Annotated in this window: 18 protein-coding genes; 8 read left to right on the top strand and 10 right to left on the bottom strand. The window is 66.6% G+C overall.

The genetic code is table 11. From position 1 onward, the window contains the following. Nucleotides 1-211: 211 nt before the first annotated feature. On the bottom strand, nt 212-1,246 hold the full coding sequence (locus QWY80_RS17370; RefSeq protein WP_290234369.1) for a CmpA/NrtA family ABC transporter substrate-binding protein: 1,035 nt from the start codon (nt 1,244-1,246) through the stop codon (nt 212-214). Beyond that, complete coding sequence (locus tag QWY80_RS17365) at nt 1,243-1,845, bottom strand: ANTAR domain-containing response regulator (protein ID WP_290234366.1); 603 nt, start codon at nt 1,843-1,845, stop codon at nt 1,243-1,245. Before QWY80_RS17365 ends, QWY80_RS17370 begins: the two co-directional genes overlap by 4 nt. A gap of 379 nt (nt 1,846-2,224) precedes the next feature. On the opposite strand from QWY80_RS17365, the gene QWY80_RS17360 reads away from it, so the two are divergent. The 6 genes from QWY80_RS17360 to QWY80_RS17335 all read left to right on the top strand — a co-directional run bounded on the left by QWY80_RS17360 (nt 2,225) and on the right by QWY80_RS17335 (nt 9,404). Beyond that, the gene (locus QWY80_RS17360; RefSeq protein ID WP_290234363.1) at nt 2,225-4,951 is read left to right on the top strand and encodes a nitrate reductase; all 2,727 of its coding nucleotides are present in this window, start codon (nt 2,225-2,227) and stop codon (nt 4,949-4,951) included. Beyond that, nucleotides 4,908-5,840, top strand: a complete 933-nt coding sequence (cobA, locus tag QWY80_RS17355; protein WP_290234361.1) for a uroporphyrinogen-III C-methyltransferase — start codon at nt 4,908-4,910, stop codon at nt 5,838-5,840. Before QWY80_RS17360 ends, cobA begins: the two co-directional genes overlap by 44 nt. Nucleotides 5,841-6,288: 448 nt before the next feature. Beyond that, nucleotides 6,289-7,467 (top strand): hypothetical protein, encoded by a 1,179-nt coding sequence (locus tag QWY80_RS17350; protein ID WP_290234357.1) that lies wholly within the window; start codon nt 6,289-6,291, stop codon nt 7,465-7,467. A gap of 105 nt (nt 7,468-7,572) precedes the next feature. Beyond that, complete coding sequence (locus QWY80_RS17345) at nt 7,573-7,992, top strand: hypothetical protein (RefSeq protein WP_290234354.1); 420 nt, start codon at nt 7,573-7,575, stop codon at nt 7,990-7,992. 41 nt (nt 7,993-8,033) lie between these two features. Next, nucleotides 8,034-8,732, top strand: a complete 699-nt coding sequence (locus QWY80_RS17340) for a C39 family peptidase (RefSeq protein WP_290234350.1) — start codon at nt 8,034-8,036, stop codon at nt 8,730-8,732. 27 nt (nt 8,733-8,759) lie between these two features. Further along, complete coding sequence (locus QWY80_RS17335; protein WP_290234348.1) at nt 8,760-9,404, top strand: hypothetical protein; 645 nt, start codon at nt 8,760-8,762, stop codon at nt 9,402-9,404. Nucleotides 9,405-9,474: 70 nt separating this feature from the next. Here QWY80_RS17335 and QWY80_RS17330 read toward each other — a convergent pair whose 3' ends face one another. The 7 genes from QWY80_RS17330 to QWY80_RS17300 all read right to left on the bottom strand — a co-directional run bounded on the left by QWY80_RS17330 (nt 9,475) and on the right by QWY80_RS17300 (nt 18,590). After that, nucleotides 9,475-10,560 carry a transporter gene (locus tag QWY80_RS17330; protein WP_290234344.1) on the bottom strand — a complete coding sequence of 362 codons (1,086 nt, stop codon included), beginning with the start codon at nt 10,558-10,560 and terminating at the stop codon, nt 9,475-9,477. A gap of 56 nt (nt 10,561-10,616) precedes the next feature. Next, the gene (locus QWY80_RS17325) at nt 10,617-12,134 is read right to left on the bottom strand and encodes a sigma-54 dependent transcriptional regulator (protein WP_290234340.1); all 1,518 of its coding nucleotides are present in this window, start codon (nt 12,132-12,134) and stop codon (nt 10,617-10,619) included. A 498-nt stretch (nt 12,135-12,632) separates the two neighbouring features. Continuing rightward, nucleotides 12,633-13,064 carry a GFA family protein gene (locus QWY80_RS17320; protein WP_290234337.1) on the bottom strand — a complete coding sequence of 144 codons (432 nt, stop codon included), beginning with the start codon at nt 13,062-13,064 and terminating at the stop codon, nt 12,633-12,635. 116 nt (nt 13,065-13,180) lie between these two features. Next, complete coding sequence (locus QWY80_RS17315; protein ID WP_290234335.1) at nt 13,181-14,473, bottom strand: nitrate regulatory protein; 1,293 nt, start codon at nt 14,471-14,473, stop codon at nt 13,181-13,183. A gap of 109 nt (nt 14,474-14,582) precedes the next feature. Continuing rightward, nucleotides 14,583-15,914, bottom strand: coding sequence for an MFS transporter (locus QWY80_RS17310; RefSeq protein ID WP_290234332.1), 1,332 nt, complete (start codon nt 15,912-15,914; stop codon nt 14,583-14,585). 284 nt (nt 15,915-16,198) lie between these two features. Further along, nucleotides 16,199-17,551, bottom strand: coding sequence for a NarK family nitrate/nitrite MFS transporter (locus QWY80_RS17305; RefSeq protein ID WP_290234330.1), 1,353 nt, complete (start codon nt 17,549-17,551; stop codon nt 16,199-16,201). Between the two features lie 304 nt (nt 17,552-17,855). After that, nucleotides 17,856-18,590: a murein L,D-transpeptidase catalytic domain family protein gene (locus QWY80_RS17300; protein ID WP_290234328.1), complete on the bottom strand. Its 735-nt coding sequence runs from the start codon at nt 18,588-18,590 to the stop codon at nt 17,856-17,858. Between the two features lie 163 nt (nt 18,591-18,753). On the opposite strand from QWY80_RS17300, the gene QWY80_RS17295 reads away from it, so the two are divergent. Continuing rightward, nucleotides 18,754-20,340, top strand: coding sequence for a L,D-transpeptidase family protein (locus QWY80_RS17295; protein WP_290234324.1), 1,587 nt, complete (start codon nt 18,754-18,756; stop codon nt 20,338-20,340). A 19-nt stretch (nt 20,341-20,359) separates the two neighbouring features. Here the strand turns inward: QWY80_RS17295 and QWY80_RS17290 are convergent, their stop codons facing one another. Then, nucleotides 20,360-21,310, bottom strand: a complete 951-nt coding sequence (locus QWY80_RS17290) for a LysR family transcriptional regulator (RefSeq protein WP_290234321.1) — start codon at nt 21,308-21,310, stop codon at nt 20,360-20,362. Between the two features lie 243 nt (nt 21,311-21,553). On the opposite strand from QWY80_RS17290, the gene rhmD reads away from it, so the two are divergent. After that, entirely contained in the window at nt 21,554-22,738 is a 1,185-nt protein-coding gene (rhmD, locus tag QWY80_RS17285; protein WP_290234317.1) for an L-rhamnonate dehydratase, read from the top strand. Nucleotides 22,739-22,750 lie beyond the last annotated feature (12 nt).

Raw genomic sequence — 22,750 nt, 5'->3', positions numbered from 1 at the left:
GAAAAAAGAAAAGACGCCCCAGGCCGCCCCGGTGGGGTGGCGAGAGACGTCGTCGTCAAGAAGAAGGGCGATCGCCATTGATCGCTGCTGACCCGTGAGTTTCAAGAATCCGGCCAGTATGCCGCTATTGTCGATTTAATCCTTTAATTTCAATATATTGTTTTGTGGATTGAGAGGGGCGTGGCGGATCGCTTCGGCCTGTCGATGCACATCAGGGGTGCAGGGCGGCGTCGAAATGCGCGGGACTGTAGCACTCCGCCAGGGTGGCGGGGTCGAGGTGCCGGCCGTGATGGGCCAGCGTCTCCTCGAGGGGGGCGACCAGGCGCTCGGCGGCGGCCGGGTCGGGGCGCAGGGTGGCCCGGCCGGTCAGGCGTTGGTGGATGGGCGCGGCGTCCAGGGGCAGGGCATCGAGATGCGCCACGGCGCGGTCGAGATAGGGCGGCAGGGCGAGCCACCCCAGGGTACGGTGGCGATGTTCGGGAGACGCCTCCAGCCAGGCGGCGGCCGCCTGGAGGGCGCGCAGTAGGGCGGCGAGGGTGGCCGGATAGCGGCGTGCCCAGGAGCGCGTCACGCCCAGCACCTTCTCCGGTTGGTCGGGCCACAGCTGGGCGCCGGTGGCGACGAGGCGGCCCAACCCGCGGTGGGCGGCCAGGCTGCCCCAGGGCTCGCCGGCGCAGAAGCCATCGATGATCCCCGTTTCCAGGGCCTCGACCATGCGCGGCGGGGGGAGCACCACCAGTTCCACGTCGGCGACGGGGTCGAGCTCGCCCAGCCGTAGCCAGTCGCGCAGCTGGTAGTGCTGGCAGGAGAAGGGATAGACCATGGCCAGGCGCAAGCGTGGGTCGGCCTCCTGGCCGCGCCGCCAGCGGCCCAGGGCGGCGGCGCTACTCCGCGCCGTCTCGCCGAGCTCGGCGCCGCTGGCCTCGCTGAGGGGCGTGGCGAGCACCAGGGCGTTGCCGTTGCGGGAGAGGGTGAGGGGCGCCAGGGTGTCGCAGGGCGCGCGCCCCAGCCCCTGGCTCATGGCCAGCGGCAGGGGGGCGAGCATCTGGGCACCGTCGAGCAGGCCGGCGGCGACCTTGTCGCGCAGCGTCGACCAGGCGTTCTCGCGGGACAGGGCCACCTCCAGGCCCTGCGCCGCGAAGAAGCCGCCTTCCCGGGCGACGACCAGCAGGGCGGCATCCAGCAGCGGCACGAAGCCCAGCGTCAGGCGGGAGAGCTCCGGTGGGGTGGCAGTGGCGGTCATCATTGGTCTCCCTTGGGCAGGTTCAGGCTTTCGAGGACGTCGATGACGCTGTCGGCCACCACGGCGATGCGCTGGCCACGGTCCATGGCCAGCTTGCGCAGCATGCGGTAGGCCTGGGCCTCGTCGCAGCCCTGGTGCTTCATCAACAGCCCCTTGGCGCGTTCGATGCGCTTGCGCTCGCTGAGCTCGTTGCGGGTCTTGTCGAGCTCGCTGCGCAGCGACTGGAAGGCGTCGAAGCGGGCGATGGCTACCTCGATGATCGATCGCACGCGGCCCGGCACCAGGCCGTCCACCACATAGGCGCTGACCCCGGCCTGGAGGGCGGCCTGCATGGTCTCGGGGTCGTGTTCGTCGGCGAAGAACACCACCGGGCGGGGATTCTCGCGATTGAGCAGCGACATGCTGTCCAGGGCATCGCGGTCGGGGGATTCCATGTCGATGATCACCACGTCGGGTTGGTGGCGGTCGACCATCGCGTTGAGGCTGGCCGGGGAGCTCAGCCGGCAGATCACTTCGTGGCCCTCGTTGACGAGGGCCTCCTCCACCATGGCGGCGCGGACGACCTCGTCGTCGACCAGCAGGACTTTCAGTGAGGATGGCATGGCGTGTGGCTTGCTCCGTCTCGGTCTGGCATGTCGGTGGCACTTTTTTGGCATAACCATGCAATCACCGTTCCAGGCATTGCTGGGCCATTTCGCGGGGATGGCTCACCGGATGTGGGTCAGGGTGGTGCAGTGCAGCGATCCCGGGACCCAGGATGGTGCGATCCTCGGCCGGCCGGGGCGGCAGGCGCGGAGGGCCGGCGAGCCTCGAGGCCCCCCGCGGCGCACCTTCGGGACAGGATGGCATGGATCCTGCTAGTACCTGGGCAGCAGGATGGGGCCAACGTGGGTCCCGTCCACCAGACAACGGCGTCCGGCACCCCGTCCTCACAGCAGGGCGGGACCGGGCGTCTTTCGTTTCGGAGGTGGAGGAAACGCCATGCACCAGGCACGAACGACCTGCCCCTACTGCGGCGTCGGCTGCGGCGTGATGGCATCGCTTGACGGTGAGCGGATCGTCGACGTCACCGGCGACACCGATCACCCGGCCAACTTCGGCCGGCTGTGCGTCAAGGGCTCGGCCCTGCACGAGACGCTCGGCCACCACGGGCGACTGACCCGGCCACGGGTCGACGGCGTCGAGGTGGACTGGGACACGGCGCTTTCCGCCGTGGCCAGCCGCCTGACGGAGGCTCGACGCGCCCACGGCGACGAGTCGGTGGCGGCCTACCTGTCCGGCCAGCTGCTCACCGAGGACTACTACGTCGCCAACAAGCTGTTCAAGGGCTTCCTCGGCACGCCGCACCTGGATACCAACTCGCGGCTGTGCATGGCCTCGGCGGTGGCCGCCTACAAGCGCTCGCTGGGTGCCGACGCCGTGCCGTGCAGCTACGAGGACCTGGAGGAAGCCGAGCTGGTGGTGCTGGTGGGCTCCAACCTGGCCTGGAACCACCCGGTGCTCTACCAGCGCCTCAAGGTGGCCAAGACCCGCAACCCGCTGATGCGGGTGGTGGTGATCGACCCGCGGGTCACCGATACCTGCGAGATCGCCGACCTCTACCTGGGCATCCGCCCGGGCAGCGACGCCCGGCTGTTCAACGGCCTGCTGGCGTGGATGGCCGACAAGCGCAGGCTCGACCCGGTCTATCTGGAGAAGCATACCCGGGGCATCGAGGAGGCGCTGGTCGCCGCTCGCGAGGAGGATACCTCGCTGGCCGCCGTGGCCGCCGACTGCGACGTCGACCCCGAGCGCCTGGAAACCCTCTACTACTGGTTCGCCAGCCAGCTGCACGTGGTGACCCTCTACTCCCAGGGCATCAACCAGTCCTCCAGCGGCACCGACAAGTGCAACGCCATCATCAACTGCCACCTGGCCGGCGGCAAGCTCGGCCTGCCCGGCGCGGGCCCCTTCTCGATCACCGGCCAGCCCAACGCCATGGGCGGCCGCGAGGTGGGCGGCCTGGCCAACCAGCTGGCCGCCCACATGGACTACCACACCCCCGGGGCCATCGATCGGGTGACCCGCTTCTGGACGACCGAATCGCTCGTCCCGACCCTGCCCGAGGGGCCGGGGCACAAGGCCGTGGAACTGTTCGAGGCCATCGAGCGCGGCGAGGTCCAGGCGGTGTGGATCATGGCCACCAACCCAGCGGTGAGCCTGCCGCGGGCCGACCGGGTACGGGCGGCACTCGAGAAGTGCCCGCTGGTGATCGTCTCCGAGTGCATGGCCGACACCGACCTGCTGCCCTATGCCGATATCGTGCTGCCGGCCTCCTCCTGGTCGGAGAAGGACGGCACCGTGACCAACTCCGAGCGACGCATTTCCCGCCAGCGTGGTCTGCTCCCGCCGCCCGGCGAGGCGCGCCACGACTGGTGGATCCTGGTCGAGGTGGCCAAGCGCCTGGGCTTCGGCGAGGCCTTCGATTATTCACACCCCGGCGAGATATTCGACGAGCACGCCCGGCTGTCGGGATTCGAGAACGATGGGGCCCGCCTGTTCGATATCTCGGCCCTGGCCGGGCTCGACCGCACCGCCTACGACGCCCTGGCGCCGGTGCAGTGGCCGGTCAACGCCGTGGCGCCCCACGGCACCGCGCGGCTGTTCGAGGACGGCCGCTTCGCCACCCCGGATGGCCTGGCCAGGCTGATCCCGGTGCGGCCGCGCGGCCCCGAGCAGGCGCTCAGCGAGACCCGGCCGCTGCGCCTCAACACAGGCCGGGTCCGCGACCAGTGGCACACCATGACGCGCACCGCCCGGTCGCCGCGGCTGATGAACCATCGTGCCGAGCCCTTTATCGAGATCACCCCGGAGGATGCCGACGCGCACGGCGTCGTCGACCAGCAGCTGGCGCGGCTCTCCGGCGCCGGCGGCGACTACCTCGGCCGGGTGCGGGTGGCGCGCGGCCAGCGCCGCGGCGAGGTGTTCGTGCCCATGCACTGGACCGACCGCTTCAGCGGGGCGGCGCGCATGGGCAGCCTGCTGGAGGCCCATCTCGACCCCGTCTCGGGCCAGCCCGAGTCCAAGCATGGCGCCGTGGCCCTGGCGCCGCTGCCCATCGCCTGGGAGGCCACCCTGCTGGTGGCGCCCGACCTGGCCGAGGGAGACGGCTGGCGTGACGGGGCCGCCTACTGGGCGCGCATTCCCCTGGCCCACTGCCAGCGCTGGCAACTGGCCGGCGAGCCGCGGAGCGCAGGACGCGACTGGCTGGCCTGGGTGCAGCGGGCGCTGCCGGTGACGCCGGCGCTGTGGTGCGAGGACCCGGCCGGCGGCCGGCTGCGCGCCGCCGGCATCGACAACGGCCGGCTGCGCTGGTGGCTGATGGTGGGGCCACCCACCGAGCTGCCGGGCCTGGTCTGGCTCGACGAACGTTTCGCCGAGGCCCAGCGCGGCGAGGCCCTGGCGGCCGACCGCCGGCGCCGCCTGCTGGCCGGTTGCGACGACGGGGCCGCCGATACCGGCCCGGTGGTGTGCAGCTGTCACCAGGTGGGACAGAAGGCCATCGTCGCGGCGATCCGCGACGGTGACAGCAGCGTCGAGGCGCTGGGCGCCCGGCTGGCCTGCGGCACCCAGTGCGGCAGCTGCGTTCCCGAACTCAAGTCCCTGATCGAAGAGGAGAGGGCCAATGCGCACTCTGAATCACGGCCCGAAGTCGTTGATGTCGCTTGAGCCGGCCCGCGTGGCGGCCGGGCTGCTGGCGCGCCTGGCCGAGGGGGCCGGGCGCTGGCTGATCGGCCTGGCCCATCGCGAGGCACCGGCTATTCCGTCGCTGGGCGAGGGGCAATGCCGTCCTGGTACCGTCTACCTGGTGGGAGCGGGCAGCGGCGACGCGGAACTCCTGACCCTCAGGGCCGCGCGCTTGTTGCGCGAGGCCGATGCCGTGGTCTACGACCGCCTGGTGGGCGATGCGGTGCTGGCGCTGATCCCCGCCGGTCGCGAGCGCTACGACGTGGGCAAGGCCAGCGGCCACCACAGCGTGCCCCAGGCGGAGATCGGCGCACTGCTGGCGCGCCTGGCCGCCGAGGGCAAGGCGGTGGTACGCCTCAAGGGCGGTGACCCCGGCGTGTTCGGGCGCATGGGCGAGGAACTCGCCGCCCTGGCCGAGGCCGGCATTCCCGCCGAGATCGTGCCGGGGATCACCGCCGCTTCGGCGGCCTGCGCCGCCATGGGCATCCCGCTAACCGACCGTGCCCATGCCCAGCAGCTGCGCCTGGTCACCGCCCAGCAATGTCGCGAGGGGGGCGAGCCGGACTGGGAGTCGCTGGCCCGCCGCGACGAGACCCTGGTGTTCTATATGGGGCTGGCCAAGGTGGCAGCTATCTGTGCCGGCTTGCGCGGTGCCGGGCTCCCCGACGACTGGCCGATCATGCTGGTGGCCAACGCCAGCCTGCCCGGGCAGCGTTCGCTGGTCGGCACCCTGGCCGATATGCCCGAGCGGCTGGCCGCCGAGCCGCTGCCCTCGCCCTGCCTGATCGTGGTGGGCAGCGTGGTCGACATGGTGGCCACCTCGCCGGTGGCGTCGGCGTGCCTGCTGTCGGACGGGGTCGCGAACCACTGATGTTTCAATAAGTTGCTTCCTGACCGCCCGGCTATTCTCCAGGCGATTCTCCCCTCCAGGCGGCGTCATGTAACGCCGCCTTTGCATTCCTCGGCCTCGCCGCTACTGAGCTGTTTCCCCGACTCTTTATCCCTCCGGAGCGCCTCGCAGGCCGTTGCGATGCCCAGGCCTGTTTCACGCCCTTAACACTATTCCTCGCGTGCCGAGCGGCGGCAGGCCGACGTCAGGCTGTGTAACGCAATGTTAAAATAATTTAATCAGTTGTTTTTGAAAGGTTTTTCATGGCTCCTGCGGGGGGTGCTGGCATGGATCGTGCTCAAGGGATCAGTGACTGCGAGCGGGTATCGACGTTCAAGGGCTGACTGCCTTCGATGCAGTGACACCGGTTCGCAGTACGACGCAGAAATGCAACGAAGGCCCAGTCGAACTGAAGTTAGGAGCAGCGATCATGAAAAAGTATTTGGTAGTTGCAGGCACGCCTCTGGTGGCGCTGGTGATGGCGGTCTCCACCGCCCATGCCAACCCGAGTGCGACCTTCTCGGATAATGCAGATCAGGATGTGGATTCCAACGCTGTCGCCGTGGGTGGCAATAGCGGTAGTGCCGATGGTGGGGCTGGTACTGGCCTTGGCTTCGGTGGCGCAGGGAGTGGTGGAGATGCCAGTGCCGTTGGCGTCTTCGACGACAGCTCCGATGACAATGAGCTTTCCGGAGGCACCGGCGGTGACGGTACCGGCGGTTATGGTGAAGGCACCGGCACCGGCGGCAATGGCGGCTCCGTAGGCCGTGGCGGCGATGCCTGGGCCATGAGCGAGTCCTACAACACCTCTACCAGCGTGATCTCGCTGCAGGAGATGAACTCCACCGTGATCGGTGCCGGCATCAATATCAACGGTGGCACAGGTGCTACTGGGGCCGCGGGCGGCACCGGTGGTAGCGCGACAGCAGCGAATATCGGCATCGGCGCCGGCGGCACCGGCGGTGCCGGCACCGGCGGTGCCGGTGGCCTGGCGGCTGCCGTTGGTGGTGAAGGCGACGATGGCGGCAATGCCAACGGCACCGGCGTCGGCCTGGGTACCGGCACTGGCGTCGGTGTAGGCGGTGGCACTGGTTCCGGCGCCGGCGCTGACTCCGATTCCCTGGCTGCCAATATCGCCGCTATCATCGCCGACGACGACGTCGATGATGACAACACTGCCGGTGGCGCCCAGGATGCTGCAGCCGACTCTGCGGCTACCGCTAGCGCCTCTTCGGGCGATGGTGGTGCCGGCAGCGGCACCGGTACCGGTACCGGTACCGGCGAGGGGGCTGCCCTGGCCGGCAACGGTGGCAATGGCGGCAACGCCGATGCCATGGCCGGTAACGGCGGTAACGGCAATGGCGGTGGCGGCGGTGGCGGCATGGCCACCAATGGCGATGCCTACGCCTATGCCGGCAACGGCGGCAACGGCGGTAACGGTGGCGATGGCGGTGCTGCCAGCCTGGCCACCGGGGCGGCCAATGTGTCCGTCGCCGCGGGCGGGGTGTTCGGTGGTATCAGCAACATGAACGTCTCCACCGGCCTCTATAACTCCCAGGTCGCCGGTACCAATGTCGCGGCTCACAGCAATGTGAGCATCGGCAACTGAGGGGCAGCGAGCGGTAGTAGCGCTGCTGAACCGGGAGCCGGTGGGTCCCCCACCGGCTCCCTCGGTGAATCAGCCATCTGGACCGGATACCAGGGAGTCCTGGCCATGAAAGCGACATCAGATCATTCAATGGGATATCGTCATCGTCCCCTCTCGATACTTGCGGCGGGGGCAGCACTGATGCTGACGCTGGGTACATCGGTCTCCGTTCTGGCCGATAGCCGGCAAGCGTCGTCGCAGGGCTTCGCTGCCATGGAAAGCCTGGCGGCAGGAGAGCTTCGCGAAACGCGCGGCAAGGACCGGCATATTCTGCAGCTCAATAATGTCCAGAGCATCCAGGAGATGCAGTCGACGGTCAGTGACTCGTCGTTCAATGTGGTGAACGGCAATATGGTGTCGGGCAACATCAACTTCGATGCCAACGCCATGGGCGGCTACAGCGGCACCGGGATCTTCAGCGCGGTGACCGGCAATGGCAACTCCATCAACAATGCCGTCGGCATCAGTGTCTTCATCTCGGAATGACGATACGGTCATTCACCATCCATGACCGCGTGGGGGAGACTATGCGCATACGGATTCTCACGGCACTGTTCGCCGCCGGCTTGATGCTGGGGCCGATGATGGCGCATGCCGGTCCGGTGACCATCGCCGGGGCGTTCGGCCGTTTCCAGGTGGAGGCGAAGAGCCTGCAGGAGCTGGGCTGGGACAGGGTGGTACGCCAGGAGTATGACTTCAGCTGCGGATCGGCGGCCGTGGCGACCCTGTTGACCTATCACTACGACCGGGACACCACCGAGGCGGAGGTCTTCGAGTGGATGATCCGCGCCGGCGATGCCGAACAGATCCAGCGGCATGGCTTCTCGATGCTGGATATGAAGCGCTATCTGGATCGCCAGGGCCTGAACTCCGATGGCTTTCGCATCGCCCTGGACGATTTCGTCAGGATCGGTGTGCCGGCGATCACTATGGTGGATACCGGTGGCTACAAGCACTTCGTGGTGGTCAAGGGTATCGACGAGCGTAATATGCTGGTGGGCGACCCGGCGGCAGGCACGGTCGTGGTGCCCAAGGAGCACTTCGAGCATCTCTGGAACGGTACCGTGCTCGGTGCGCGAGCCGAACTGGAAGTCGCTCAGCAGAACTTCAATCACGAGCGGGACTGGGCCGTGCGGCCCGACTCGCCGGTCGAGCAGGGCGTGCATCGTTCGAGTCTGGGTGCCACCTTCCTTACCCTTCCAGGCAGGAATGAGATGGGGCGCTGAAGTCGAGTGCCCTCGAGGAGTCAGCCAATGAACGCCGATGTGTATGAAGGGGAGAAGCGAACCAGGCGTGGCACGCCGCTGTGCACCGTCATGGGGACGTGCCTGCTGGTGGGCAGCGTGCTGTCATGGTCCGCCTCTGGAAGCGAGGAAATAGGGGGCTCACCGGATGACGTCTATCATCGCGGCGTGGTGATGGACGAGAGCGAGATGGCGCAACTGCGCGGTGGCTTCAATATCGCGGGCATGGAACTGGATTTCGGCGCCGAACTGCGTAGCCTGATCGACGACAAGGTGCAACTGGTGACGCGCCTCAACTTCACCCGCACCGGGGAGCCCCGGGTCCTCTCCCAGACCTTCGAGGACCTGACGGGGTCTGCCATACGCGTGGGACCCGATTCCGGTATCAGGGTCACCGAGGTCACGCCCGACAATGTGAATCTCTCCGGCCTCGAGAACTTCTCGGGCATCACCCTGCAGGATGAACAGGGCTTTACGGCGGCCCTTCACAACATCTCCCGGAATGCTATCCTGAGCGGCGTGATCAGTAACGCCTCCGGCAAGAACATCCAGCAGGCGATCGACGTCAGCGTGCATCTCAGCAACGTCGGTGAGCTGCGCGCCGCCAAGCAGCGGGCGGCCATCATCGACTCCTTTTCCGGCATCATTCGTTGAGCTGTAACGCAGAGAGGCTGCCTCGATGGCAGCCTCTCCTTGTGTCTGCGCTCAGGCAGGCATGAGTGGCCTAAAAGACATTCATGCCGAACGGCATGCGCAGCGTCAGCAGGGTATCCGGGGCATCGTCGGTGATACCGAACTCCAGGCCCAGGTTGACGGAGACGTCCTGGTTGAACTGGTAGGACCAGCCCAGCAGCATCGAGCCGACATTCAGGGTATTGGAGCTTTGTCGCACGGAGTTTCCATCCTCGTCGACATACTCGGTATCCGTCTCGCCAATGAAGTCGTTCTTGTAGCCCAGGGTGAAGGAGGTTCTGGGATTGATTGAGTAGGCCATACCGAAGCTCAGCCGCACGGCATCGCCGGGATCGACTTCGCCCACGCTGATGTCACCGGCACGCTTGCCGACATCGTCCTCCAGGTTGAAGGCGTAGCCCAGGTTGGCGAAGTAGACGGCGGGCGCCGAGGGGAAGAGCATGGTGAGGCTGGGTTCGATGGAGTGGAAGCCGGTGCCGGTGGGTAGCTCCTGGGGAACGCCCGCACTGTTGCGGCGAATATCGAAGGGACCCTCGCCGGTGGTCGACTTGTAGCGCAGGTTGCCGATGAAGAAGGGCATGCCGCCCTGGCCGCGGTTCAGCTGGTAGTGGGCGGCCAGTTCTATATCGCCCAGGCTGTTGCCCGATAGCTCACGATCGAGATCGAAGGAAGGGTCTACCTCGGCGACGGTGACGCGCTCCGTTTCGTCTCGATAGACATAGGGCAGCTTCATCTCCAGTTCCAGCCGGTCGGTGACGCCCAGCCGGCCGGTCAGGGCCGCCGTATAGCTGTCTCGGTCCAGGTCCTGGGCGGTGAAGACGCCGATCAGCAGGGTACTCAGGACCTCGACGCCTTCGAAGGTCATTCGGTTGATGCTCTCGTGGGAGTACTGGAACTCGGGTTCCAGCACCAGCCTGCCGCGTGGGGTCAAGACACCGCCGAAGTCGGCGATGGCCTGGACCTCGGGCTGCAGCTCCTGCTCCGGGGGCTGCTGCCCCACGGGCTGTGCCGGCGCGGTGCCCTGCCCTTGGGATGCGGGCTGGGCCCATGCCAGGCTACATCCCAGTAGCGATACGAGACCGGTGGCGGAGACGACTTGCTTTGTTGTGAATGCCATGCGGTGGTTCCCTTGTTGCTTGGTGTTGTCATTGCCTGGGGCAGACGGCACTGGGGTCAGAGTGACGGCATCGGGATGACCCTGGGTGGCAGGTCTGCTTCTTCATCATCGGCCGATACGCCATGTCGATCAATGCCGTGCTTGTCGATCAGTCGATAGAGAGTGACCCGGGAGACGCCCAGCTCCCGTGCCGCATGCAGTATCTTCTGCTTGTTGCGTGCCAGGGCGGCCCCGATCGCCTCCCGTTCGGCGATATCGCGCGCCTGCTCCAGGGTGACGGCCTGCCGAAAGGCTGACTGGCGCCGCTCGAGGCCCAGATCCTTTGGCGCGATCAGGCGCTGGTCGCACATGACCATGGCCCGTCTTACCCGGTTGACGAGTTCGCGGATGTTGCCTGGCCAGTCATATTGCCGCATCAGGATCATGCTTTCTTGGCTGAAACCACGGACTCCGGCCGATCTTTCGCGTGAGAATTTCCGGAAGAAGAACCTCGCGAGGGGTTCGATGTCTTCCGGCCGTTCTCTCAGCGCCGGTGTGCTCACCTGCAGGACGTTGAGGCGGTGATACAGATCCTCGCGGAAGCGTCCTTCCTCGACGGCCTTCTCCAGGTCGACATGGGTCGCGGCGAGCACGCGTACATCGACAGGGAGTTCCTTCAAGCCACCCACCCGCATGACACGATGATTCTCCAGAAAGCGTAGCAGGTTGACCTGCATGTCAAGCGGAAGATCGCCGATCTCATCGAGAAACAGGGTGCCGCCGCTCGTCGATTCGATGATACCGGCCTTGCCGTGATTGGCACCGGTGAAGGATCCCTTCTCGTACCCGAAGAGTTCCGACTGGATCAGGCCGGATGGCAGGGCGCCGCAGTTGATCGTGTTGAAGGGGCCCTCGCGACGCATCGAGTGTTCGTGTATCGCACGTGCCGACAGCTCCTTCCCGGTACCCGACTCCCCCGTTATCAATACTGGTGCATCGACGGCGGCGATCTTGTCGATTGCCTGGTAGAGCCGGGTCATCATGGTGGAATTACCGACCATGCTGTACTCGTTGGCGCGATGTGATGACCCGGTGCCCCCGATGTCGTCCGGTGGGGAGACGGCGACCATGTCCAGGGCAGACTCGAGCAGGGCGTTGGTCTTTTGTGGGTCCAGGGGAAGCGTTTGATAAGCGTAGAGGGCCTGATGTATGAACTGGCGAATATCCGGATGGTCGAGGAGGCTTCTGTCGAGGATGGCGAGCCAGCACATTTTCTTTCGGCAGATCAGCTCTTCCAGCGACCTTTGATAGCGAGCGATATTGGCGTCGAGAAGGATGACGCCGACGTGATAGTCATCTTCGGTAGCGTGACTCGTCACATCCTTGGGGGTTTCCGAATGGCTGATGGCCCAATCGTAGGGCATCATCGACTGAATGATGTCGCGAGACATCCATTTGTTTCCCACCAGCAACAGTCGTCGTGATGTATCCGTCATCATCATCGTTTCCTGTATCCTGAGACCGTCAGGTCGGTGACCAAGAAAAAAGGATGCACCTTGCCCGGTCTCTCTTGTCCTCGTAACCATATTGCTCATGCCCTCCTCCCTCACGAGGGAGAATGTCAAATGGTGTCGCCTAATGAGGACGATGTTGCGTTGGATAAAAGCGACAGTATAGGAGAGACATCCATCCTGGTATCTGGAGCTTAGTGCTATTGCGGTAACGGGAGCCACGGGAAGTATTGTCGCTTCGCCTTTTTATGTAAAGTAGTGTTACATTGTTGGGTGTTTTGGAAACAGACCTGATGGCTAGGTGCGTGAAGATATCTTGTTGTATCGACAGGGTTTAACACGATCAATATTCAATGGGTAGGCCGATAGGCTACTGAAATTGAATGAGAAAAATAGTACGATCGTATTGGCGAGCATGGTCGAGGAGGTGCTATCTGCATCATGCTCATCTGACGCCCGCCCCACGCCGCAATGCCCGGGTATCCCCAGGGATGCCGCGTCACTCGAGTAACGGTAGGGCGGGCGTCGAGGCGGACGAGCCCGATGCGCGTGGGCCACCCTTTGCCTGGGTTCCACGCTCGCTCAGTCACCGTTGTCGCCCTGGAAGGCTGCGAACACCTCCTGGCCGGTGAGGTTGTGGGTCTCGTTGGCGAAGGCATACCAGGGGGGCTTCTCGTCGATGAAGATCTGGGTGTCGAAGGTCCAGGCCTCGCCGCCATCCACCAGCCCCACAGGGATCGCGTAGTGGTCACCGGTCTTCAGGCGATAGAAGAGGTGGGTGCCGCAGCGGCGACAGAACCCCCGCTCGGCCCACTCCGAGGAGGTGTAGACGCTGACGTTCTCCTCACCCTCGATCTGTACTCGGGTGACGGTCTCCAGGGCCAGTAACGGCCCGCCGCCCCAGGTGCGACACATCCGGCAATGGCAGGCCCCCAGATTCTGCCGACCGGCCTGCACCGAGATCCTCACGGCGCCGCACAGGCAGTTGCCACGGGCGGTCATTCCATCCTGCATGTCGATTCCTCCCTCATGTTCCAGAACACCGGCGACGGGGTAGTCGCGCCGCGCCTTTCCAGTCTAGACACGCAGGGGCAGCAGCGCCGGTCGTCTGTGGTCGAGGCCGGTGTGGATCAGACAGAGGGCTGGGTGGGCGGTGCGAGGATATCGGAGAGATCGAGGATGGTGTTGGCCAGGTCGGCCATGCTCTTGCTCTGGTCCATGGCGGTCTTGCGCATGAAGGCGTAGGCCTGTTCCTCGGTCATCTGACGGCTGGCCATGATCACGCCCTTGGCGCGCTCCACCAGCTTGCGCTCGCGCAGTGCCTTGCGGGTGTTCTCCAGCTCGTCGCTGAGCCCCTGCAGGTGTCCGGCCTGGGCCCGCATCAGTTCGATCAGCGAGCGGTTGAACGGCGAGGTCACCAGGCCGGCGGTCAGCTCGCCCAGTTCGTGGGCATGGTCGTCGTCGAGCAGCTCCACCAGCTGCCGGCAGGCATCGGCGTCCTCCTCCGACACCGTCCGCTCCTTGCCGTGGCGGGCCGGCTCGGCCAGGGCCTGGCGCGCGGTGGCGATCTTCTCCCGGCACAGGCTGGCGAGCTCCTCGGCGAGATGAGCCTCGACCCGCTGCATGGCGTCGATACGCCGGGTGGTCAGCTCGTACCAGGTCTCGCCCAGGGCCGTGGCGCTGTCCGGCAGCGGGGTGTCGCGGCAGGCGATCTCGCGCAGGTGGTGGATGCCGGCCAGGGTGCGGCCGGGCATGTCGCTCTCCCAGCGCTTCCGGGCGTCGCTGGAGGCGAACTCGAGGAAGGTGTCGAAGCAGCGGCCCTGGGCCTCGATGAGGTGTCGGAGCAGCCGGCGGTGCGAGGCGTCGAGATTGCCGGCGGTGAAACCGGCGGAGCCACAGGCGCGTTCCTGGCCAGCCAGTTCCTTGCCCTGCATGAAGTGGAAGATGGCCACCAGGGCACGGGTGATCTCGGGGTCGCTGGCGGTATCGGCGGCATCGAAGACCACCGAGAGCAGGCTGCCGATCAGCCGGTTGAAATGCCGGGTCGCCTGGTCGGAGCCGGTCTTCAGGGTCGCGATCTCCTCTCGTACGGCGTCCAGCCGGTCCAGGGCCTGCAGGGCGCCGGCGATGCGCCGCAGCAGCCGGGCGCTGGCGGGGCCCCGTCCGCCGGGGTTGGCCAGGCCGTCCAGGCGCTGGCGCATGGCCTGTTCCTGGGCACGACACTCCTCCAGGCGTTCCAGTCGGGCAGCGGCGAAGCGTGCCCCGCCCGAGGCCAGGTAGATGCTGGTGGCACCGCGCTCCTTCTGCAGGGCATGGATGAAGCGGCTGATGTCGCCCACGACCTGGCCGACGGCGGCCAGGTGTTCCAGGTCATCGATGTCGCAGCGCTTGGCTGCCAGGAGCAGGCGTTGGGCGGGTGTCATGGTCGTAACCTCATCGGGAGTCGATGCCGATACTGACTAAGCAAGCCGCATGCCAGGCCGCCCGGATGGGTGGGTTCCATGTCACCCGAACCGGCGCCTGGCACGGGTCTCAGCGCGTCGACAGGGCAGCGGTCGCGGCCTCCTCGCCCGCGGCGTCGCGGTAGGCCTGGGCCTCGCGGGCCTCGTCCGCGGCGGAGAAACGCACCAGCAGGGCGCAGGCGGCCAGCGCCAGGACCACCACGCCGAGCACGAAGAGTCCTTGCTGATAGCCGATCGATTCGGCGCGGAACAGGAAGGCGGCGGCCACAGCGCCGATGTTGCCGCCGGCGCCCACGATGCCGGCCACCGTGCCCAGGCCCTGGCGGTTGAGGAAGGGCACCACGCCGAAGGTGGCCCCGGAGGCCATCTGCGAGCAGAGCCCCAGGACCATCAGCAGGGCGATGGCCAGCGGCAGGAACTGGGCCTGGGAGAAGGCGACCAGGGCGATCCCCGAGCAGCTAAGCGCCACGAACAGCCAGCGCACTCGCCCCTTGAGGCCGGCCTGGCGGGCGCTGTAGTCGGACACCACGCCGCCCAGGGTGCGGGCGAAGAGGTTCATCATGCCGAACAGGCCGGCGATCAGCCCGGCGCTGGCGAGCGTCAGGTCGAACTGGTCGAAGAAGTAGATGGCGGCGATGTTGTGCAGGGTCAGCTCGACCCCGAAGCAGAGGGCATAGGCCAGGCCCAGCGCCCAGACACGGATGTCTCGGGCCACGGCGAGGAAGCCCGGCTTGCGGGCGGTGCCCCCGGTGCGGTGCAGCTCGCGGAAGTCGCCGTCGGGGGCATCCTGGGTGAAGCGCCAGTAGGCCAGGCCGGTGATGACCATCACCACGCCCGGCACCAGCATGGCCAGTCGCCAGCCCAGGGTCTCGCTGACGCCGAGCATCAGGAGGCCGGAGAAGATCAGCGGCATCAGGATCTGGGTGGTGCCACCGCCCAGGTTGCCCCAGCCGGCGGTGGTGGCGTTGGCGGTGCCCACCACGTTGGGCGCGAACATGGTGCTGGTGTGGTACTGGGTGATCACGAAGCCGGCACCGATGGCGCCGATGGCCAGGCGGGCCAGCAGGAAGGCCTCGAAGCTGTCGGCCAGGCCGATCGCCATCACCGGCAGGGCGCCGAGCAGCAGCAGGCCGGTATAGGTGCGGCGCGGTCCGAGACGATCCAGGAGCACCCCGACCAGGAGTCTCACCAGCACCGTGATGGCCACCGAGGCGATGATGGTATTGCCGATCTGGGTCTGGGTCAGGGCGAGATCCTCGCGCACCACCGCCATCAGCGGGGCGATGCCGAACCAGCCGAAGAAGCAGATGTGGAAGGCGAACCACGAGAAGTGGAAGGCGCGCATCTGGGGCGTGGTGAGGCTCAGCAGGCGAATGCGGTTCGCCTTGTTGCGGATCTCCATGGGGGCGACCTCATGTCGTAGCGAATACGGGGAACAGTGCCTTCGGCGTTGAAGGCGCGGTTCGACGCACTCGTACTCCCAGGGAGCCTGGTCCACGTCCACCAATGCTTGATGCACATCAAGCAATCGGCCTGCCAGTAGTAGATTTTCTCTATGGGTATCAGCCTCTTAGAGGTGCTTCGGCCGATGAGAATCGGCACCCCGGCCGGGGCCGGGGTGCCGTGATGGTGCAGGGCGAAGCGCCTTCGCCCCGGGATGGTGCCGGCGCACCGGGGGGTAGGCGTTCAGCGCAGCGACAGGGCGCCGGCGCCGGTGTCCTCGCCCACGGCGTCGCGGTAGGCCTGGGCCTCCTCGGCTTCGACCTCCGGCGAGAAACGCACCACCAGGGCACACAGGGAGGCGATCAGCACGGCGATGCCCAGGTAGAAGAGCCCCTGCTGGTAGGAGAGCGACTCCGAGCGGAACAGGAAGCCCGCGGCCACCGCCCCGGCGTTGCCGCCGGCGCCGACGATGCCGGCCACGGCGCCCAGCGCCTTCTTGTTGATGAAGGGCACCACGCCGAAGGTGGCGCCCTCGGCCATCTGCACGAAGAGGCTGAACACCAGCATGATGCCGATGGCGAGTGCCAGCACGTGCATCTGCGAGAAGAACATCAGGGCGACGCCCTCGCAGAGCATGGCGATGAACAGCCAGCGCACCCGGCCCTTGAGGCCGCCGCTGCGGGCGAAGAGGTCGGAGAAGATGCCGCCCAGGGTGCGGGCGAAGAGGTTCATCAGGCCGAACAGGCCGGCGATCATCCCGGCGGTGGCGAGCGTCAGGTCGAAGTGGTCGAAGAAGTAGATGGCGGCGATGTTGTTGATGGTCAGTTCGACGCCGAAGCAGGCGGCGTAGACTACGAACAGCGCCCAGACGCGGACGTCCTTGGCGGCGGCCTTGAAGCTCTGGGCCATGCCGTGCTCGCCGCTGGCCGACGGCAGCTCGCCCCGGGCGCGCAGCTCATCGAAGTTGCCGTTGGGAGCATCCTGGGTGAAGAAGTAGTAGGCGATACCGGTGAGGAACAGCACCACGCCGGGGACCACCATGGCCAGGCGCCAGCCCAGGGCCTCGTTGACGCCGAGCATCAGGATCCCGGAGAAGATCAGCGGCATCAGGATCTGGGTGGTGCCACCGCCCAGGTTGCCCCAGCCGGCGCTGGTGGCATTGGCGGTGCCCACCACGTTGGGGGCGAACATCACCGAGGTGTGGTACTGGGTGATCACGAAGGAGGCGCCGATGGCACCGATGGCCAGGCGGGCCAGCAGGAAGGTCTCGAAGCTCGAGGCGAAGCCGATGCCCATCACCGGCAGCGAGCCCAGGCAGAGCAGCCAGGTGTAGGCCCTGCGCGGCCCGATCTTGTCGCAGAGTACGCCGATCACCAGGCGCACGAGGATGGTGATGGCCACCGAGGCGATGATGGTGTTGCCGATCTGGGTCTTGGTCAGTCCCAGGTCGTCGCGTACCACCGCCATCAGCGGGGCGATGCCGAACCAGCCGAAGAAGCAGATATGGAAGGCGAACCACGAGAAGTGGAAGGCGCGCATCTGGGGGGTGCTGAAGTTCAACAGGCGGATTCTGTTGGCCTTGTTGAGGATGTCCATGGGTGAACCTCGCAGTGGCGTCGCGTTGACGATTCAGGAATCGAGCCCTTCTTCGTTGAAGGTCCGGTTCGACGCACTCGTACTCCGAGGAGCCTGGTCCACGCCCACCAAGTCTTGATGTAGATCAATTGATATGCATCAAGCAATAGCTTTGCCATGTTGGTTATTTGTCTTTATTTTCAAATGACTACACTGATTCTAGGGCGAATAACGGCAGCCGCCGAGTCAGGAGGGGGCGCCCGGTGGGCGCCGTGATGGTGCGAGGTGGGGGCGAGGTTGCGCCCCGGCGGGGCGTGCGGGCCGGTCACTGCATGGCCAGCTGCGAGCCGTCGGGTCCCTGGCAGTCGAGGAAGGCGGAGGAGGCGAGCCAGTCGGCGTCGGGATAGTAGACGAACAGGTACTGCCCCTCACGGATACTGTCGATCAGCGGGTAGGTGACCGCCTGGCGTACCGCCGGGCAGCCGTGGCTGCGGCCCAGCCGGCCGGTACGCTCGATGAAGGCCTCGCTGACGTAGTCGGCGCCATGGATGACGATGGCGCGTTCATAGGCCAAGTCGTTGATGCCGGCTTCCAGGCCCTCCAGGCGCAGCGAATAGCCGTTGCGACCGTAGTAGCTGTTGCGGGTGCGGAACAGGCCCAGGCTCGACTGGTGGCTCTCCGGGGTGTTGGAGAAGGCAGTGGCCAAGGCGTCGCCCGACCCCTGGCCGTGGGAGACCAGTTCCTCGAACAGCAGGCGTCGCTCGGCCAGGTCGAAGACCCATAGTCGCGGCTCGGTGGAGGGCAGCGAATAGTCGATCACCGCCAGTCGCTCGGCGTTGGGGTCGGCACAGGCCAGGGCGCCGGCGGCCAGGTACAGCACCCGGGAAGACGCCGCGGGGGCCAATCGAGCCAGGGTCTGGGCGAGCGATTGACCCAATGTCTGATGATGGCCGGGGAGGTGGGCGAGGAAGTCGCCGCCATGGGCCGAGGGGCCGACGAGCAGCAGGCCGATGGCGAAGGGAGCGAGGGCGGCACGAGCAAGGGAAGTCGGTGGCGTCATGGACGGTCCTGGGTTGTGGTTCGGCTTGTCGGATTCATGGAATTGGGGCCCATGGCGCGGGCATGGCGAAGGGGCCGGCTTCCCTGCGGCCCCGAGTCAGGCACTATTATGAGGGTGAGTGTCAAGGACGCTACTCAAGCTATCAACGAAGCAGGAGGCGGTCATGAGAGCAGTCGTCGCCCTGGGCTGGGCGCTGGTCATGATGCTGGGCCTGTCCGGCATGGCGCTGGCCGGGGAGGAAGAGGCCTCGGAGAAAGCGGCGACGGCGCCGTTGGCGCGACTGCTGGGGGAGGCGGCTCCCGAGCTGCGCGCCTTCTACGCGGCGCGTGATCGGCGGCCGGCCTGGCAGGAGCGCCGGACGGTGGCGGCCTTCGCCGAAGCGCTGCAGGGCCTGGAAGGCGATGGCCTGGAGCCGCGCGACTATCGCCCCGATGAACTGCTGGCGGACTATCGGCGGGCCCACGCCGGCTCGGACGAGGAGGCCCAGGCCCGCTTCGAACTGGCGGCCACCCGACGGCTGCTGCGAGCGGTGGAGCATCTGCAACGCGGCCGGTTCGATCCCCGTGAGGTCGAGCCGTCATGGGAGATCCCGGTGGCACCGGCGCGTTTCGACATGCCGGCGCTCTCCCGGGCCGTGGAATCCCGGCACTTCGCGCAGGCCTTCGCCGAGGCGCGTCCCGAGCATGCCGCCTACACGCGGCTGCGCGATGGCCTGGCCCGCTACCGCCGCATCGCGCGCCTGGGCGGCTGGCCGCAGCTGCCGGCGCGCGAGGACGCCCTGCGCCCCGGCGACGTTCACGACGACGTGGTGGTACTGCGCGAGCGCCTGGCGGTGATCGGCGAGCTGGAGGTGATGGCGGCGGGACTGGCCGTCCCGCAGCCGCGACGCTATGACGCCACCCTGGAGACAGCGGTCGAGCGCTTCCAGCGCCGCCATCTGCTGGAGACCGACGGCATCGTCGGTCCCCGCACCCGCGACGCCCTCAACGTGCCGGTGGCGCGCCGCATCGACCAGATTCGCCTCAACCTCGAGCGTGCCCGCTGGCTGCTCCACGACCTGCCCGAGGCCTTCGTGCTGGTCGACATTGCCGGCTACCGGATCCGCTACCATCGGCCCAATGGCGAGACCTGGCGCTCGCGCATCGTGGTGGGCCAGCCCTATCGCCACACGCCCTCGCTGCGCTCCGAGATCACCCACCTGACCGTCAATCCCAGCTGGACGATCCCGCCCACCATCCTGCGCGAGGACGTGCTGCCCAAGGTGCGCCGCGACCTCGGCTATCTGTGGCGCGAGCGCATCCAGGTACTCAGCCCCTCGGGTGAGCCCCTCGATCCCTGGCGGGTGGACTGGGAGGACCCCGGCAACATCGTGCTGCGTCAGGTGCCGGGCGACGACAATCCCCTGGGCGACCTGGTCATCCGCTTCCCCAACGCGCATATGGTCTATCTCCACGACACCCCGTCCCAGGGCCTGTTCGGCCGCGAGCAGCGCGCCTTCAGTTCCGGCTGCATCCGCGTCCAGGGCGTGCATGAACTGGCCCAGCTGCTGTTCGAGGACACCGGCACCGCACACGACATCCGCGCCCTGGTGGCGGCGGGGCGCACCCGCAACGTCTCGCTGGCGCGGCGCATGCCGGTGATCCTGCACTATGCGACGGTGCATGCCGACGCGGAGGGGGTACTGAGCTTCCGCCCCGATATCTACGGTCGCGATGCGACGCTGTTGGCGGCGCTGGATGCCCCGCAGTAGGAGGGAGGAGCCGGTGGGCTCAAGCCCCGATACCGGCGCGCCAGTCGGCGGCATTGCGTCTCAGGATCTCGCAGAAGCCGGTGATCGGTTCGTCGTAGAGGGTGTCCTTGCGCATCAGCAGTCCGAAAGGGGAGAGAGCGCGGCCGATAGAGAGTGGCAGTTTCTCGATGAGCCCGGCCTCCAGGTGATCGCGCAGGACGGTTTCCGCCATCACCAGCAGGGCATCGCTCTTCTGCACCAGTTGCAGTGCCGCAAAGATCGAGCCGCACTCGATGATGTCCCGCGGCGAGACCAGCCCCTCCATCTCGAACTCCTTCTCCAGCGCCTGGCGCGCCGGGGTGGCTATCGGTTGCAGGATCCAGGGCCACGCTTCGAGCAGCTCCTCCAGCGGGGGCAGCTCGGCCATGCATAGGGGGTGGCCGCGGCGCACCACGGTGATCATGGTTTCGTTGCCCAGCGGCTCGAAGTCGAACTGGTTGTGCTGGATTACACTGGCGTAGCGGGCGATGGCAATGTCGATCTTGCCCTGCTCGAGCAGCTCGACCAGCTGGTCGCTGGTTTCGCCCATCAGCCGGATCTGCAGCAACGGACGCTGGCGCTTCATCTCGATCACCGCCTGGGCCACCAGGTCCGGGGCGGCGCCCATGATAGCGCCTACCGTCAACTGGCCCCGGCCACCCAACTGGTAGCGATGCACCTCCTCGGCACAGCGGTCGAGGCGGGTCAAGGCGTTGTCGGCGAAGTCGATCAGCATCTCGCCCACCGTGGTGGGCTGCATGCCACGGGCGGTGCGCTCGAACAGCTGACAGCCGAACACCTTCTCTATCTCGCCCAGCATGCGCGTGGCCGCCGGCTGTGACATGTGCATGGTCGCGGCCGTCTGGTGCAGGTTGCGGCGCTTGCCCAGCGTCGAAATCATCAGCAGGTGCTTGTAGCGCAGCCGGCTCAATAGTGCCTGATATCCCTCCATCCTCAAGCCTCTTTCGATACCTTGAAATTATGGTGAGCCGCCAGGCTCAAGGCTTCGACATTAGTCGAACCATCGAGGTCGCGGTGATACGGCGTGATCATCGGAAAGCAGCCTAACATGCGGCCTGGCGCCAATCGATAACCTCAGGGTATCAATCGGCGTACGATTCTCATTGGTCGCCCCTGTCCTGCATGGGTAGAACTCTCCCCAACACCGATTCGTTTCACGCCACAGGGGGAGCCCATGAGCGAAGTGACCATCAAGCAGGTACGCGCCTATACCGTTCGCGGCGGGGGGGCCGATTACCATGACCAGGCCGAGGGCCACTGGATCGACTCGCAAATCGCCACGCCGATGAGCAAGTACCCCGAGTACCGCATGACCCGGCGCAGCTTCGGTCTCAACGTGCTCGGCACCCTGGTGGTGGAACTGGAGGCCAGCGACGGCACCACCGGCTTCGCGGTGACCACCGGCGGCGAGATCGGCGCCTGGATCGTCGAGAAGCATCTGGCGCGTTTCATCGAGGGCAAGCGCGTCACCGAGATCGAGAAGATCTGGGACCAGATGTTCAACGCCACCCTCTACTACGGCCGCAAGGGCGTGGTGATCAACACCATCTCCTGTGTCGACCTGGCACTGTGGGACCTGCTCGGCAAGGTGCGCGGCGAGCCGGTGCACCAGCTGTTGGGTGGCCCGGTACGCGATGAGCTGGTCTTCTACGCCACCGGCGCTCGCCCCGACCTGGCCAAGCAGATGGGCTTCATCGGCGGCAAGATGCCGCTGGTCCATGGCCCGGCCGAGGGCGAGGAAGGCCTCGAGCGCAATCTGGCGCACCTGGCCGAGATGCGCCGCGCCGTGGGCGACGACTTCTGGCTGATGTACGACTGCTGGATGAGCCTCGACCTCAACTACGCCACTCGCCTGGCCCAGGGGGCTCAGGAGTATGGCCTGAAGTGGATCGAGGAGGCCCTGCCGCCGGACGACTACTGGGGCTATGCCCAGCTCAAGCACGACGTACCCCGGGGCATGCTGGTCAACACCGGCGAGCACGAAGCGACGCGCTGGGGCTTCCGCCTGCTGCTGGAGATGGACTGCTGCGACGTCATCCAGCCCGACGTCGGCTGGTGCGGCGGCATCACCGAGCTGATCAAGATCTCGGCGCTGGCCGACGCCCACAACAAGCTGGTGGTGCCGCACGGCTCCTCGGTCTACAGCTATCACTTCGTGATCACCCGCCACAACAGCCCCTTCGCCGAGTTCCTGATGATGGCGCCCAAGGCGGACAAGGTGGTGCCGATGTTCAACCCGCTGCTGCTCGACGAGCCGGTGCCGGAAAACGGCCGCCTGCCCGCCGCCAAGCTCGACAAGCCGGGCTTCGGGGTGCGGCTCAACCCCGAGTGCGAGCTGGCACGTCCCTATACCCACTGATCCGATGGTCGA

Source organism: Halomonas ramblicola, from assembly GCF_030409215.1.
Lineage (GTDB): Bacteria > Pseudomonadota > Gammaproteobacteria > Pseudomonadales > Halomonadaceae > Halomonas > Halomonas ramblicola.
Note: the sequence above shows the minus strand (reverse complement) of the source record. Positions and strands in the feature narration are given on the sequence as shown.

Bases quoted from the DNA above. Each gene is read 5' to 3' on its own strand.
- QWY80_RS17340 (WP_290234350.1), top strand. From the start codon at position 8,034: ATGCGCATACGGATTCTCACGGCACTGTTCGCCGCCGGCTTGATGCTG.
- QWY80_RS17320 (WP_290234337.1), bottom strand. From the start codon at position 13,064: ATGCAGGATGGAATGACCGCCCGTGGCAACTGCCTGTGCGGCGCCGTG.
- QWY80_RS17350 (WP_290234357.1), top strand. From the start codon at position 6,289: ATGAAAAAGTATTTGGTAGTTGCAGGCACGCCTCTGGTGGCGCTGGTG.
- QWY80_RS17360 (WP_290234363.1), top strand. From the start codon at position 2,225: ATGCACCAGGCACGAACGACCTGCCCCTACTGCGGCGTCGGCTGCGGC.
- QWY80_RS17290 (WP_290234321.1), bottom strand. From the start codon at position 21,310: ATGGAGGGATATCAGGCACTATTGAGCCGGCTGCGCTACAAGCACCTG.
- QWY80_RS17335 (WP_290234348.1), top strand. From the start codon at position 8,760: ATGAACGCCGATGTGTATGAAGGGGAGAAGCGAACCAGGCGTGGCACG.
- QWY80_RS17370 (WP_290234369.1), bottom strand. From the start codon at position 1,246: ATGATGACCGCCACTGCCACCCCACCGGAGCTCTCCCGCCTGACGCTG.
- QWY80_RS17305 (WP_290234330.1), bottom strand. From the start codon at position 17,551: ATGGACATCCTCAACAAGGCCAACAGAATCCGCCTGTTGAACTTCAGC.
- QWY80_RS17315 (WP_290234335.1), bottom strand. From the start codon at position 14,473: ATGACACCCGCCCAACGCCTGCTCCTGGCAGCCAAGCGCTGCGACATC.
- QWY80_RS17330 (WP_290234344.1), bottom strand. From the start codon at position 10,560: ATGGCATTCACAACAAAGCAAGTCGTCTCCGCCACCGGTCTCGTATCG.
- rhmD (WP_290234317.1), top strand. From the start codon at position 21,554: ATGAGCGAAGTGACCATCAAGCAGGTACGCGCCTATACCGTTCGCGGC.
- QWY80_RS17345 (WP_290234354.1), top strand. From the start codon at position 7,573: ATGAAAGCGACATCAGATCATTCAATGGGATATCGTCATCGTCCCCTC.
- QWY80_RS17295 (WP_290234324.1), top strand. From the start codon at position 18,754: ATGAGAGCAGTCGTCGCCCTGGGCTGGGCGCTGGTCATGATGCTGGGC.
- QWY80_RS17365 (WP_290234366.1), bottom strand. From the start codon at position 1,845: ATGCCATCCTCACTGAAAGTCCTGCTGGTCGACGACGAGGTCGTCCGC.
- QWY80_RS17325 (WP_290234340.1), bottom strand. From the start codon at position 12,134: ATGAGCAATATGGTTACGAGGACAAGAGAGACCGGGCAAGGTGCATCC.
- QWY80_RS17310 (WP_290234332.1), bottom strand. From the start codon at position 15,914: ATGGAGATCCGCAACAAGGCGAACCGCATTCGCCTGCTGAGCCTCACC.
- cobA (WP_290234361.1), top strand. From the start codon at position 4,908: ATGCGCACTCTGAATCACGGCCCGAAGTCGTTGATGTCGCTTGAGCCG.
- QWY80_RS17300 (WP_290234328.1), bottom strand. From the start codon at position 18,590: ATGACGCCACCGACTTCCCTTGCTCGTGCCGCCCTCGCTCCCTTCGCC.